Genomic DNA, 15,837 nt, shown 5'->3' on the forward strand with positions numbered 1-15,837 from the left:
ATTCACCAACCCTCCGCGAGGGTGCGGGCCAGGGCGGCTGCGAAGAACGCGGCGCTGTCCTCCGTCAGCACCATCGGCGGCTTGATCTTCAGGATGTTCAGGTGGTCGCCGGTCGGCTGCACGACCACCCCCAGTTCCAGCATCCGGTCGCAGATCGCCGCGGTCTCCTCGGTGGCCGGGGAGCCGTCGGGCCGGTTCAGCTCGACGCCCATGTAGAGGCCCAGGCCGTGCACCGCGCCGATGATCGGGTGCTCGGCGGCCAGCGTCTCCATGAGGTCGCGCAGGCGGTCGCCGACCCGGGCGGCGTTGGCCTGGAGGCCCTCCTCCTCGATGACGTCGAGCACGGTCATGCCGGTGACGCAGCTGACCGGGCTGCCGCCGGCGCTGGAGAAGAAGTAGCCGACCCTGCGGTAAGTCTCGGCGATCTCCCTGGTCGTGATGACCGCGCCCAGCGGATGGCCGTTGCCCATGGCCTTGGCGATCGTGATCACGTCGGGGACGACGCCCTGCTGTTCGAAGCCCCAGAAGTGGCGGCCGAGTCGGCCGTAGCCGACCTGCACCTCGTCGGCGACGCACAGACCGCCCTTCGCGCGCACCTCGGCGTAGAGGGCGGCGAGGTAGCCGTCGGGCAGCGGGATGCCGCCCGCGTTGCCGTAGAAGGCCTCGGCGATGAAGCCCGCCGGCTCGCCGACCATGGCCAGGGCCTTGGCGAGCGCGTCGGGGTCGCGGTGCGGGGCCGGGACCGGGCGCACCCAGGCCGGGCGGGTCGCCATCGCGTTGGGGTTGTCGGCCGTGGAGGTGCTGACGGCGTCGGAGGCCATCGTCCAGCCGTGGTAGGCCTCGGCGACGCAGAGCATCTCCTCGCGGCCGGTGGCGACCTGGACCAGCCGCAGCGCGAGGTCCACCGCCTCCGAACCGCTGTTGACCAGGAACACCGTGTCGAGCGGGTCGGGGGCCAGGTCGGCCAGCCGCCGGGAGAACTCGGCGATGGCGCGGTAGTTGAACCGCGAGTTGGTGTTGAGCAGGGCGAGCTGCCTCGACACCGCCTCGGTGAGGCGCGGGTGGGCGTGGCCGATCGCGGCGACGTTGTTCACCATGTCGAGGTAGGCGCGGCCGTTCACGTCGACGAGGTGCTGCCGCCAGCCGCGCTCGATGCGGGGCGGGTCGGCGTAGTAGTGCTCCTGGACGTCGGCGAGGGCGTCGCGGGAGAAGGGGGCCGGTTCGGGGGCCGGGCCGATGCCGAAGAGGGCGCCGGGGTCGGGGCAGACCGCCCGCCAGGCGGCCGACTCCTCGGGGGTGACGAAGGCCGGGGGTTCGAGGTCCCGTACCGAGCACAGGGTCGCGTAGACCGGACCGGAGACGGCGCCGATCTGGTCGCCGGCGCGGACCGGGCCCTCCCACATCTCGACCCCGCTCAGCCGCAGGTCGAGGGTGCCGCCCCGCAGCACTCCCAGATGCACCTCGCCGTCGAACGGCGCGTGCACCGGGGTGCCAGCCGGGAGCCGCGACTCGACGCCGAGCGGGACCGTCGCGGGCGCGTCGAAGGAGTGGACCCGGGTCTCGGTCAGCCGAGGTTCGCCGGCCCGGTGGGCGACGCCCTCTTCCGGCGTGTACGTCTCCAGCACCCCGCCGGGAAGATCACTGGTCACCGACAGGTCCCGCACCGGCAGCACCGGCACGATCGGCGCTCCGGCGAACCGGGCCGGGGGAGTCTCCCGGAACGCCGCCTCGGCCACCTCGAACGGCAGGCTGAGCGCGGTCTCGAAGGCGCGGAACTCGGCGTCCTGCCGCTCGGTCGCGTAGTCGTTGTCGGGCTCCAGCAAGGCCTGGTGCACCCCGCTGACCACCAGCACCGCCGTGCGCGCCACGATCGCCGGCCAGAGGGCGGCCAGTTCGTCGCCGGTCAGCGGCACCACCCGCTGGAAGGCGCGCACCGCCGGGAGGATCGCCAGCGGTCGTTCCGGCGCGTGGTGCAGCAGCGACGCGCAGGTCACCGCCAGTTCGCCGACGATCCAGCCGTGCCCGAGGTCGCCGAAGTCGATCACCCCTTCGGGCACCGGACGCCCGTCGGGACCGATCGAGCAGACCACGTTGTCGTCGGTGAGGTCGCCGTGGATCGCCTGCGTCCGCAGGTTCCCGGCCAGGGTGTCGAGCCGGTCGCAGGCCTGGTCGGCGGCCCGGCGCACCAGGTCGCGTCCGGTCGACAACGAGCCGATCATCTGGTCGATCTCGGTCCGGGCCCGGCGCAGGTCCCATTGGGAGACGCGGTCGAACCCGGGGTGGTCGAGGTCGGCCAGGTTCGCCACGAGCCGCCCGGCCAGGTCGCCGAGCCGGGCGACGACCACGGGCGCGAGATAGGCGTGGTCGATCAGGGGCGTGCCCGGCACGAACGTCAGCAGCCGCGCCCGCAACCCGTCGCCGAACCGGGCCACGTATCCGCCGCCGAGGGACGGCTGCGGTTCGGGCACGCTCATCCTGTCCCCGAGGTGGAGCAGGGCGGCGTCCTGGGCGTCGAGTTCGGCGTCGGTGTAACCGGCGTTGGCGACCTTCAGCAGGAACCGGCCGTCGACGACGAAGTTGCGGTCCTGGTTGCTGCCGACCTCCCTGACCTCGCCTCGGACACCGAAGAAGGTGTCCGCGATCTCTCGGGCCTGGTCGAGGGTGACATCAGGACGGACGACGTTCATGTGCCGACATTTCCGGTCATGTCGCCCAGTCTCGCATCGCCCGACAAACCGAAGTGATCGAAGTTGTCACCGTTTCGGTAGATAGCTCTTCTTTGCCGGATCGGCGAGCATAAGGCGGCCGATTCGGGGGCCGTCGATGGAGGGGATTTCCCGCGTGCGTAGCGATGCTTCGATCCCGAGCTATGAACGACTCTTCGGAGAACTCGATCTGCGGACGGGAGACGAGGCGCGCTCGGTCTACTCGCCCGCGGCCTATCTGACCGATCTGCTCACCTTCCTGCAGGAGACCTTCCACGGTGACTCCGACGTGGGCTCGCTGCTGCGCCGCCGCCCCGGCATCGGGGAGATCCCGCTCGACGAGGAGAACACCACCACGACGGTGCCCTACCTCGACATCGTCAACGAGGTGCTGGAGGCGCTGGTCGGCGACGACCCCTACGAGAAGCTGGCCGACCGCGACTTCAAGCACCCGCTCGCGCTGCCGTTCTCGCTCGACGCGGCCAGGTTCACCACCTACCTGCGCCACCTGGGCGTCGACCCGGTCGAGTTCTACCGGCTGTTCGCCGCCACGGTCGACCGCGACCGGGTCACCCGCGACTACCTCGGGCTGACCGAGGCCGACGTCCACGTCATCACCACCCCGCGCACCGACGCGGCCGGACTGGCCGCCGCCTACGGGCTCGACGGCGAGCCGATCTCGGTGCTGCACGACGTCGAGCGTTTCCTGGAGGCCACCTCCCTCACCGGCGCGGAGCTGACCGAGCTCCTCTACGGCGACCCCGACCTGGAACGTTCCCTCTCGGGCACCTTCGTCCACCAGGGCGCCGTGGTCGAGGTCGGCGAAGACGGCCGGACGTTGGCGCTCCGCGACGGCGGCGCCGTGCCCGACGTGTGGCTCGACCGGGCCCACCGGTTCATCCGGCTGGCGAAGAAGACCGGCCTGTCGTTCACCGATCTCGACCGGGTCGTCGGCGCCTTCACCTCGGTCCTGGAGGCCGAGACGTTACGCGCGGTGGCCGCCGCCGCCCACCTGCACCGCACCCACGACGTCCCGTTCGACCTGGTCGAGACGCTGACCACCCGCACCCTCCCGGCCGAGGTCGACGACCTGCCGCGTCCGGCCGGTGACATCCTCGCCCCGCAGAACCGGACGTTCCGCCGCGAATTGGCACGTTCCATCGATATGGCCGAGTCAGAGCTGGTCGAGACCGTCCGCCGGTTCCGCGAGCGCTACGCCGGGCCGCTGGAGGAGAGCCCGTTCGACCGGGAGATCAGCCGGGCCTCAGTGGTCGTGCTCCACCGGGTCGCCCGGCTGACCGGGCACCTCGGACTGTCGGTGGCCGAGCTGTTCGCCGTGCTGACCGCGCTGGAGAACGACCCCGCCATCGAGCGCCACTCGACCTTCCCGGTGCTGCCGGTGCTGTCGCCCGCGTCGGCCGACGTCCACCGGATGCTCGAACGCGACGACGACCCCGTCTCCTCGCTCTGGCTGGCCCAGACCCTCGTCGAGGTGGTGGCCTGGATGCGGTCGTGGGGGTTCGCGGGGGAGGACCTCACAGGCATCCTCGGCGAACCCGCCACGCCCGAGTCGGAGGCCGAGCAGGCCGAGGTCGTCGCCTCGATCGCCGACCAGTTCGCGACCGTCGCGCTGACCCCGGCGGTGCTGATGTCCGACCGGTTCGACGAACGGGCCGCCCGGGTGATCCACGAGGCCCTGGCGACCCACCGCGACGGCGTGGTCTCCCCGCACGACCCCCGCCTGCTGCGGCTCGACCCGGCGGCCGTCGCCACCGCCGCCTACCACGCGGTCGACCGGCTCGGCGTGCTGGCCGCGGGCGACTTCGAAGGGCTCGGGCTGGCCGACCGGCTGACGTCCAAGATCTTCGCCAACCTGGTGACCCGGGGCATCCTGCGGCCCGACGGCCTGCTCGCGTCCGAAGACCTGCCCGACCGGCTCACGCTCGCCGGCGACTTCGCCGCCCACCGCGACGCGTTGTTCACCGTGATCGCCGGGCTGGAGAACGCCTTCTACCCCTCCGACCTGGCGGGCGCGCTGCCGCAGCTCACCGAGGCCGAGCGGGCCGAGCTCTACGACAACCTGGTCCACAACGGCCACCTCGGCGACGAGGGCGACCTCACCGACCCCGAGTTCTTCGCCGAGCCGGCCAACGTGACCGAGTTCCGGGTGAACGCGCCGCTCGACGACGTGGCCCCCGCCGTGCTCGCGCTGCTGAAAGCCCGGGTGTCGGCCTACCGGGAGGCCAGGATCGCGCTCGACCCCGCCGCCTTCGCCGAGCTGAGGCTGACCGCCGAGCAGCTCGACTCGCTGGCCCAGAGCCTGCGCTTCAACGGCTTCGTCGACGCCGACCTGTGCTTCACCGACAAGGCGGCGCTCGCCGGACTCGACGTCGCCGACTTCGGGATCGCGCTGGAGTTCTATCCCCTCCGCCGGGTCGTGCTCGACGCGATCAAGGCCCAGCTGGCCGCCGCCAAGGCCGAGATGCACCTGGTCACCCCTGAGGACTTCGCCGCCCTCGCCGACCAGGCCATGGCGGCCCGCGTCGTGCACCGGCTGGAAGGGCCGATCACCCGTGACGGGCGGGTCCACGAGGAACTGCGCGGAGAGCTCGACGACGCCGAGGGCACCATCGACCTGGGCGAGGGCTTCACCGACGGAGACGGGGAACTGGTCTTCGAGCGGGTCGCGGCGCTGACACGGGCCCAGGCGCCCTACCGGATCGACCTCAACGCCCTGACCGAGCTCGGCTTCGACGACGACGAGCGGCCCCGGCTGGTCGAGATGCTGGTCGAGGCCGGGCACCTGACGCCGTCGCTGGCCGTCCCGGAGGCGCGGCTCGGCTACTTCCGGCAGGTCACCAGCGCGCTCGACTTCACCCTGCCGGGCGTCGACGACTACGCCAAAGACGTCTTCTTCGTGCTGCACGCCACCGCCAAGGAGCAGCTCGCCGCGATCGTCGAGATCGCCGCCACCCTCGGCGACCTCGCCGACCGTCAGCACCGCACGCTGCTGAACGTGCTCCAGGACGTCTTCGGGGTGTCCTCGCAGGTCGTCGAGGCCATCGGCGCGGCGGTCGCCCCCGGCGCGCTCGACGTGCTGGTCGCCCCGGCCGTCGCAGGACCCGCCGGGGGATCGACAGGGCCCGACTTCCGCCGGGTCTACCGGCGGCTGCGCCGGTTCGCCCGGCTGGCGGCCAAGCTCGGCCTCGACGTCGACGAGGTCACCGTCGCCTTCCGCGACCAGGACCTGGCCGGGAAGTTCCCCGAGCCGCTGGCGCTGCCGCGCGGCGTCGACCGCTTCGACGCCCTGCTGACCGGCCACGACGGCCTGATCCTGCTGTTCCGGGGCGGCTCCTACTGGACCTACTCCGCCGGTCACGAGCTCACCGACCAGCGGCCGAAGCCGCTCACCGAGTTGTCGCCCCGGTTCTCCGGGCTGACCGCGATCGACGCCGCGTTCACCCGCGACGGCGCCGACTGGCTGATCGGCCGGGGCGACGACGGGAGGTCGCACGCCTTCACCCGCGCGACGGGCGAGAAACGCTGGGCCCCCAAGGCCCAGACCTGGGGCGCGGTGCGCAACGGCTTCACCGCACCCAAGAAGATCGACGGCGCCTACGTCGACGCCGAGGGCCGCACCCACCTGTTCACCGGCGACCAGTACCTCCGCTACTCCGCCGACGGCCCGTTCACCGTGGCCGACGAGGGCTTCCCGAGGTCGATCGCCGAATGGTGGCAGGGCGACACCCCGCTGCCCGAACGCTTCCGCGACGCCGTCGACGCCGTCTTCCACGGCCACGACGGCCGCACCCACGTCTTCTCCAGCGACCGGACCTTCGACGGCCGGCAGGAGCAGCCGATCAACGAACGCTGGGGCCTGATCCGCAACACCTTCGACGGCGCGACCCGCGTCGACGCCGCCTACGCCGACGCGCAGGGCTACCTGCTGTTCGCCGGCAACCAGGTGATCCGCTACACCGACAACCCCGAGAACGACGAGGTCCGTGTCGCCGACGGCTACCCGCAGCGGATCGAGACCTGGTGGCCGGGCCTGCCGGTCAGGTTCGAGAGCGCCGTCGAAGCGGCGTTCGCGGTCGGCGACACCGTTCACCTGTTCAAAGACGGCCAGACCGTCTCGCTGCCCGGCGGCCAGACCCGCGCGACCGCCGACGTCTGGGGCGTGCCGAACGAGGCGCTGCCCGGCGGCCGGGTCGACGCCGCGTTCGTCGGGCTCGACGGCAAGACCTACCTGTTCAGCGGCGACCGGTACATCCGCTACTCCTCGGCCGACTACTCGGTCGTCGACCCCGGCTACCCGAGGGCGATCGAGGGCGACTGGGGCGGGCTCGACCGGGTCGACGCCGCGTTCGTCATGGACGGCTCCGCCCACCTGTTCGGCCCGGTCGGCCTGATCCTCGACCTGCCCGCCGACTACGAGGCCGAGCTCGCCGACGGCAACTGCTCGCCCGCCCTGCGCCGCCGCCTCCAGGCCCACGGCGTCACCGTGGGCGCCACCGCGTCCGTGACCGGGGCGTCCCCGCAGTGGCAGGTGGTCGCCGAGGGGAACATCCAGCTGACCATCCGCCGGGTCGGCGACCGGATCAAGGTGTACGGCGACGACACCCCCTTCTACGTCCGCTACTCCACCCGCGACTACACCCGGCCCGACGAGGGCTATCCGAAGCCGCTGGCGGAGAACTGGCTGAACCTGCCCGACTCGTTCGGCTCGATCGACGCCGTCTTCACCGGCCGCGACAACGAGACCTGCCTGTTCAGCGGCGGTCACTTCGCCGTCTTCGACAACCGCCACCGCTGGTGGTCGGAGCCGAGGCCGCTGGGCGACCGGTGGGACAGCATCCCGTTCCAGACGGTCGACGCCGCCTTCGTCGGCAAGGACGGCAAGACCTACGTCTTCTCGGGCCCCGAGTACGTGCGTTACTCCACCGCCGACTACACCGAGATCGACGACCGCTATCCGGCGACGACGGCCAACTTCTGGGGCAACGTCGTCAACACGATCCAGCGCACCGGCCGGGTCGACGCCACGCTGGTCGTCGACGTGACCGAGAAGGCCGACGGGATCGAGTCGACGCACACCTACACCTATCTCTTCTCCGGCGCGCAGTACGTCCGCTACCGCGACCACGACTACGACCACATCCAGTTCGGTTACCCGAAGGCGTTGTCGTCGCTGAGGTCGGAGCCGAGGCTGCAGGCGCTGACGGCCGACCTCGACGGCGTCGACGCGGCCTTCGCCGACGGGCGGACCGTCTACCTGTTCCGGGGCGACCGGTGGCACGCGGTGTCCGACTCGCTCACCCGCTCGTACCCGATTCCCGGCATCACGGCGGCCTACGTCGACCACGGCTCGGTCATGGTGCAGACCGCGGCCGGGTGGCGGCGGCAGCACGCCCTCGAAGGGCCCGCGTTCAGCGCCGAGACCCGGCCGCTCGCGCTGCGGGCCGTGCCGGCCGACTACCGGACCGGCCTCGACGCCGTGCTGACCGGGGCCGACGGCAACCTCTACCTGTTCAAGGGCCCGATGTGCTTCAACACGGCCATCGGCAAGGACTACCCGCTCGACGAGGAGTGGGGCCGCCCGCGCAACACCATCTACCAGGACAACGCGGTCGACGCCGCGTTCGTCGGCCGTGACGGGCGCACCTATCTCTTCTCCGGCGACCAGTTCGTGGTCTACGGCGACTCGCCCGACGTGATCGACGGCGAACCCCGGCTCATCGCCGACCACTGGGGCGGGCTGACCGGTGTGGCGCTGGCCTACTACCGCGACGGCAAGACGTACGTGTTCGAGCGGCCGGACGCGTCGGGCATGATGCGGCACCTCGTCTACTCCGGCGACGAGGGGGCGTACACCACCCCCGACCCCGGCTACCCGGCGCTGACCGACGAGACGTTCTGGAAGGCGCCCGACGGGTTCCCGATGCCCGACGCGGTGATCTTCGAGGGCGACACGATGGTGCTGCTCGCCGGGGAGCGCTGCGTGCAGTTCAGCGAGGCGACCGGGCTCTGGTCCTACCCCCGGCCGATCGAGCGGGTGTGGCGCGGCTTCTCCGTCGCGACCGGCGACCGGCTCCGGTCGGCGTTCACCGGGGCCGACGGGGCGACGTACTTCTTCTTCACCGAGACCTACACCCGCTACGCCGACCGTGCCTTCTCCGCGCCGGAGGAGATCCGGTCGCGGTGGGGCCGGTCGGTCAACCCGTTCGGCTCCCGCGTCGACGCGGCCGTGGTCTGCGGCGGGCACACCTACGTGTTCGGGGGAGCGCAGTACGTCCGCTACACCGGCGACGGATACCGCTACACCGACCCGGGTTACCCGAAGCCCATCTCCGTCGAACTGCGCCGGGAGGCGGCGTTCGCCGGGCTGCCGGAGGCGTTCGAGGACGCCGTGCTGGGCGGCCCCGTGACGGCGGCGGTGGCCAACGGCCGCACCGCCCATCTCGTCGTCGGCGACACCGTGTTCGCCGTGTCGACGGCGCTGACCGCGACCTACCCGCTCGGGCTGCTCGGCCGGGTCCGCAACACCGTGGCCGACCGGGGGAAGGTGGACGCCGCGCTGGTCCGCGACCGGCACACCTACCTGTTCTCCGGCGACCAGTACGTGCGCTACACCGGCGGCGACTATCTCTACATCGATGAGGGCTTCCCGCGCACGATCGCGGGCGACTGGGACCTGCCCGCCGACTTCCAGGACGGGGTGGACGCCGCGTTCCTGCGAGAGGGCGTCGTCTACTTCTTCAAGGGCGGCAGATTCGTCGCCGGGACCGTACTGGGCGACGTCGCCGCGACGTTCGGGAAGATCCGCAACGACTTCGCCGACGGCTCGGTCGTCGACGCGGCGTTCGTCTCGGCCCGGGGCGAGCTGTACGTGTTCCGGGGCGCCCAGTACGTCCGCTACTCCACGGCCGAGCTGAAACACGCCGACGAGGGCTTCCCCCGCACGATCCGCGACGACTTCGGCGACCTGCCCCGCACGTTCGAAGAGGGCGTCACCGGCGCGTTCACGCTGGGCGAGGCCACCTACCTGGTCAAGCAGGACAAATACGTGCGCTACTCCGGCCGCCTCGACGTGGTCGACCGCACCTTCCCGCAACTGTTCCGGCACCGCTGGTCGGACGCCGCCGACTACCGTCTCTCCGACGTCCACACGATCACCGAGTTCGCCGACCTTGCCCGCCGCCACAGCGGGCTGGCGGAACTGCTGGCCAAGGGCGCGGCGGAGCCGTACGAGAAGCTGGCCGAGATCTTCCCCTGGGACGTCGAGGAACTGCGCTGGGCCAAGCGCAACGCCGGCCTGATCACCGAGTTCCCGGCCGAGGACGAACGGTTCGAGATCGAGTTCCTGCTCAAGCTGGTGCGCCTCTTCGCGGTCGCCGCCAAGACCGGCGCCGGGCCGTCGAAGCTCCACGGCGCCACCGCCGACACCCTGGAGGCGCTGCTGCCTGAGGCCGTCGTGCCTCTCGCGCACGACGACCTCAACGTGCTGAAACGCGACGCGCTGGTCCCGGCGGTACTGCACCTGCACCCCGAACTGGCGACCGCCGCCGAGATCTACGAGCACGCCCTCATCGACGTCGCGATGGGCAAGGAGGGCGTGACCTCGCGCATCCGCGAGGCCATCGCCGCCACCCAGCTCTACCTGCACCGCTACCTGCTCGACCTGGAGGAGCTGTCCTCCGAGGAGGACGTCAAGCCGAGGCTGCGCACCTGGTGGACGTGGCTGAAGAACTACCGGATCTGGGAGGCCAACCGGAAGGTCTTCCTCTACCCGGAGAACTACATCCGCCCCGAGCTGCGCGACACCAAGACCCCGGCGTTCAAGGAGCTGGAGGACGACCTCCTCCAGGGCGAGATCACCCCCGAGTCGGTGCAGCGCGCCTACAAGCGCTACCTCGACGAGTACACCGAGGTGAGCCGCCTGGCCATCGCCGGCGCCTACGTCTACAGGGCCGACGACGACGCCGAGGGCACCCGCCAGCTCGTGCTGTTCGGCCGCACCCGCACCGAGCCGCGCCGGTGGTACTTCCGCGAGGCCGAGTTCCGCGACGGCGAGCGCCTGTCGGCGAGCTGGGAGCCGTGGTCGCGCGTCGACGTGCAGATCGAGGCCGAACAGGTGCACCCCGTGCACGCCTTCGGCCGGGTCTTCGTCTTCTGGACGATCGTCGAGTCGGTCGCCCCCGAGGACACCGGCAAGACCGTCATCACCACCACGACCAAGGACGACGAGCAGAACGTCTCGGCCCCGCCGCCCAAGAAGCGGGTCAGGGTCTGCTACTCCTTCCAGAACCTCAACCGCGAGTGGGTCGCCCCGCAGACCCTCCCACCGGGCGCACTGCACGAGGGCGTGATCGTCGTCGACGAGCTGACCGTGCGGGCGTCGTCGACCGTGCCGGGCAAGGGCACCCACGACTCGATCGTGGTCTCCGCCGCCTACCGGGCCGCGGGTGTCGGTTTCACCACGTCACACGCGCTCACTCCCGAGTTGTACGCCCTCCCGATCGAGGCCCCGGCCGCCCTGCCCCGCCCGATCGAGCTCGGCAAGGTGTTCGCCGAGGCGGTCGGCGGCCTGATCCCGTTCAACATGCCGGCCGAGTCGACCGACGGTGCGTGGTTCAGCGTCGACCACAAGGGCGGCAGCTTCCTGGTCCGCCCGATCACCGCCGACCCCGGCGAGGACGCGCAGGTCCTGCCGCTGAAGGAGAACACCCACCGGCTGCCCGGCCAGGGCGGCGACCGGACCGGCGCGGCCCAGTGGACCAAGATCGACGCCGGGTTCCAGCGCGGGGACTCCCGCTACTACTTCAACGGCCCCGACTTCGTCGTCATCAAGCCCAGCGGCCCGATCCGCACCACCACGGAGAAGATCGCCGACCGGTGGGGCGACGTGGGCGACTCGGAACTGTCCCGGACCGGCCGGGTCGACGCGGTCCTGGTGCGCGACGGCCACTACTTCATCTTCACGGGCGCGGAGTACTACCGCTTCACCGGCCTCAACCGCATGGACCTCGGATATCCGAAACTCATCAGGGACAACCCCGACGGCCTGCCCAAGTGGAACTCGATCAACGTCGCCTTCACGATGGGCGGCATCGAGTACTTCATCAACGGCTCCGACCTGGTCACCCGCGACATCGAGTCGGGCGTGTTCTCCACGCCCACCAAGGTGGCGAGCCAATGGGGCACCAAGTCGCGGGTGCAGGCCGCCCTCACGCGGGGCACCACGCTCTTCCTGATCTTCGACTCCACGTACGCGAAGTACTCCGACGTCAATCAGCACAGCCCCGACAAGGACTATCCGCGCGACCTCAAGGGCAACCCCGACCTGCTCCCCGGCGACCGCAAGATCAGGTCGGCGATCGACATGGCCGGCACCCCCTACTACTTCGGCGACGACACCTACACCACCGGCACCGACTCCACCCCCCGGCCGACCCGGCCCCTCGGGCGTGTGTCGACCGGGCTCAACCTGGGTGCGTCGGTCGACGTCGCCTACGTCGACGGCGACCACCTCTACCTGGTCAGCGGCCTGGAGCTGTTCCGCTACACGATGACCGGCAACGACATCCCGGCGGTCGCCGACGCGGGCTACCCGAAGACCCTGCCGCAGAAGATCGACGCGACCTTCAAACGCGGCGACCAGCGCTACGTCTTCGCCGGAGCCGACTACACGGCGATCCCGGCCGACAAGGAGCTCACCACGATCAAGGACTTCGTCCCGATCGAGGGCAACTGGCGGTCGCTGCCGCCCGACTTCGTCGGCACCTACAACGGCGCCATGGACACCGACGCGGAGCTCATCCTGTTCCTCGGCGTCAACTTCGCCGTCAACCCGAAGGGCGGCGTGCTGGAGCGGCCCTACGAGTGGGCCTCGGTGCCGCACGAGATCGTGCGGCTCACCTCCAGCACCGCGTTCGAACTGAACCGCCGCCTGCTGGTCGGCGGGGTCCCGGCGCTGCTCGCGCCGGAGACCCAGGAGATCGACGAACTGCCCTCCTTCAGCACGTCCGACTCCGGCACCACCGTCATCAAGGTGCTCGACGACCTGGCGGGCGTGCCGGCCAGCAGCCACATCGACTTCCAGAGCGCCAACGGCCGCTACTACTGGGAGATCTTCTTCCACGCGCCGATGCTCATCGCCCAGGCGCTCAACGCGGCCCAGCGCTTCGAGGACGCCAAACGCTGGTACGAGTACGTCTTCGACCCCACCGAGCCGGAGCGTTACTGGCGCTTCCTGCCGTTCCTGGCGATCGACCTGCGGGCGCTCGTCGAGGGGTGCCGGATCGACCTGCGCAACCTGCCCGCCCAGGTGGGGCTCGACATGGCGTCGTTGCTGGCCGACTTGGAGACGCTGGCCCCGCTGTTCGACCACGCCCGCGCCTGCACCCCCGCCGACCTGACCCTCCTCGACGGCCTGGCCGACCGGGCGCAGCCGTTCGCGACGCACGACCGGCTGCGCGAGAAGGTCGGCATGATCGCCCGCCTGCGCCGCCAGTACGACCTCATGGGCGACCGGGGCGCGCTGCTGAAGGCCTACCTCGACGACCCGTTCGACCCGCACGCCATCGCCGCGCTGCGGCCCACCGCCTACCGGCGGGCGGTCGTGATGGCCTACGTCGACAACCTGCTCGACTGGGGCGACCTGCTGTTCCGGCAGTACACGATGGAGTCGGTCGACGAGGCGCGGATGCTCTACATCCTCGCCTACGACCTGCTCGGCGACCGGCCGCAGGGCGTCGGGCGGCGGCGCCTGCCGGACGTGCGGTCCTACAAGCAGCTCGGTCAGGTCGAGGAGGACGACCCCTACGCCGAGCGGGTCACGGCGGGCGGCAGCCTGCTCGACGGCATGGGCGCCATCCACCGGGGCGTGGCCGGCGGCTACTTCTTCATCCCCGGCAACGCCGTGCTCGGCGAGTACTGGGACCGCGTCGAAGACCGGCTGCGCAAGATCAGGGCCTCGCTCGACATCCTGGGCGTGAGCCGTCCGCTGCCGCTGTTCGAGCCGCCCGCCGACGTGATGGCGCTGGTCAGAGGGGCCGCCGCCGGGCTCACCCCCGACCAGGTCAGTGCCGGGCTGGCGGGGCCGGTGCCGCACTACCGGTTCGGCTTCCTGCACCGCAAGGCGCAGGACCTCGTCGACCGGCTGCGCGCCTTCGGCGGCGAACTGCTCAGTGTGCTCGAACGCCGCGACGCCGAGGAGCTGTCGATCCTGCAGAACCGGCAGGAGGCCGGCATCCGGCAGATGACCCGGGCCGTGCGCGAGGCCCAGGTCGAGGTGGCCACCGAGTACCTCGCCCAGATGGAGGCCTCCCGCGAGGCGGCCGAGGCGCGGCAGAAGTACTACGAGAAGCAGATCGCCGACGGGCTGACCTCGCTCCAGCGCTCGCAGCTCGACATCATGACGGCCGCCGCCGCCACCCACCTGACGGGCGCGGGCCTGAAGGTCGGCGCGGCCATCGCCTTCGCCGCCCCGCAGGTGCTGGCCGGTCCGTTCATCCTCGGCACGATGATCGGCGGCGAGCAGGTCGGCAAGGTCATGGAGACCGGCGCCGAGATCGCCGAGGCGCTCGGCGAGGGCCTCAGCGTGCTGGGCGAGCTCTACGGGGTGCGCGTCGAACAGGAACGCCAGGAGGACGAGTGGGCCTACCAGGTCATGCTCGCCAAGGCCGACCACCGCGAACTGGGCCACCAGGTCGCCTCGGCGCGGGCCCAGCTCGCGCAGGCCCAGCGCGACCTGGAGATCATCGACCAGGAGATCGCCGACCTGGAGGCGGTCGCCACCTTCCTCACGGGCAAGTTCACCAACGCCGAGCTCTACCAGTGGCAGGCCGGCCGCCTGGCCCAGCTGTACTTCGCCAGCTACGGCCTCGCCCACGAGACCGCCAAGGCGGCCGAACGCGCCTACCAGTACGAACAGGGCGTGAGCGACTCCTACATCCAGCCGGTCTACTGGGAGAGCCGCCGCTCCGGCCTGCTCGCCGGTGAGTCCCTCGGCGTCGACCTCGAACGCCTGGGCAACGCCTACGTCGCCGCCGACAGCCGGGGCTTCGAGATCACCAAGCGGATCTCGCTGCTCCAGCTCGACCCCCTGGCCGTGCTGAACCTGAAGAACGACGGCCGCTGCGAGTTCGCCCTCACCGAGGCGCTGTTCGACCGCGACTTCCCCGGCCACTACGCACGCCGCATCAAGACGGTCTCGGTGGTCTTCGACGGTCCCGAGGGCCCGCTGGAGGTGAACGCCGTGCTCACCCAGACCGGGCACAAGACGGTGCTCACCCCCGACCCGAAGGCCGTGCGCTACCTGCTCGACGGCAAGGGCGACGCGCCCGCCTCGATCCGCTCCGACTGGCGGCCGAGCCAGCAGATCGCCCTGTCGGACACCGAGCAGCACCGCGACAACAACGGCCTGTTCGAGCTCCGCTTCGACGACGAGCGCTACCTCCCCTTCGAGGGCACCGGCGCGGTCTCGACGTGGAAGATGGAGGTCACCGGCCGCCGCCCGTGGGACCTGTTCGACGTGACGCTCCTCGTCAAGTACACCGCCGAACAGGGTGGCGACGTCTTCGCCAACGCGGTCAGGGGCATGCGCAAGCCGTACGCCGCGGCCCGCTACGTCGACGTCGCCGGGGAGTTCGCGAGCGAGTGGGAGGAGTTCACCGGCGGAGGTGACCTGGTGCTGCCGCTGACGCCGGAGATGTTCCCCGACATCGTCGGCGTCCAGCTCACCGGCCTGTACGCCCGCTACGAACTGGCCGACTGGGGTTCGGCCCGGCTCCTGCGCGGCGGCCAGGTCGTCAACGACGGGACCATGCTCCGCATCCCCGGCCTGCGGGCCGAGGAGCTGACCTTCACCGCCGACGGCGACCGCGAAGCCCTGGTCAATGTCGGCCTCATCCTGACGTACCGCGCGATCTGACCGAGGCCGGACGTGAAGAAGAGGACGAACAAGAGGCAGAAGACGAGCTCGGCCCAGGATGTCCAGCCGAGCTCGTCCCCGCCGTCGGCATCCCCACCGCCGCAGCGGAAGTCCACCCCTGCCAGGACGACGACCCCCGCCAAGTCCACCGCCACCAAGACCACACCCGCCCGCCTCTCCACCGGGACGGGCCCGAAG

Annotated in this window: 2 protein-coding genes; one reads left to right on the top strand and one right to left on the bottom strand. The window is 71.0% G+C overall.

What is annotated here, in order from left to right:
- Positions 1-2: 2 nt before the first annotated feature.
- On the bottom strand, positions 3-2,687 hold the full coding sequence (locus QSK34_RS16365) for an aminotransferase (RefSeq protein ID WP_285584995.1): 2,685 nt from the start codon (positions 2,685-2,687) through the stop codon (positions 3-5).
- A 154-nt stretch (positions 2,688-2,841) separates the two neighbouring features.
- Here QSK34_RS16365 and QSK34_RS16370 point away from each other — a divergent pair, with 154 nt between their 5' ends.
- Positions 2,842-15,639: a Tc toxin subunit A-related protein gene (locus QSK34_RS16370; RefSeq protein WP_285584997.1), complete on the top strand. Its 12,798-nt coding sequence runs from the start codon at positions 2,842-2,844 to the stop codon at positions 15,637-15,639.
- The last annotated feature ends 198 nt before the right edge of the window (positions 15,640-15,837 follow it).

The sequence above is a fragment of the Herbidospora sp. NBRC 101105 genome (genome assembly GCF_030269205.1).
Lineage (GTDB): Bacteria > Actinomycetota > Actinomycetes > Streptosporangiales > Streptosporangiaceae > Herbidospora > Herbidospora solisilvae.

Excerpts from the sequence above, each read along its gene's own strand:
- QSK34_RS16365 (WP_285584995.1), bottom strand. The coding sequence starts at position 2,687 with ATGAACGTCGTCCGTCCTGATGTCACCCTCGACCAGGCCCGAGAGATC.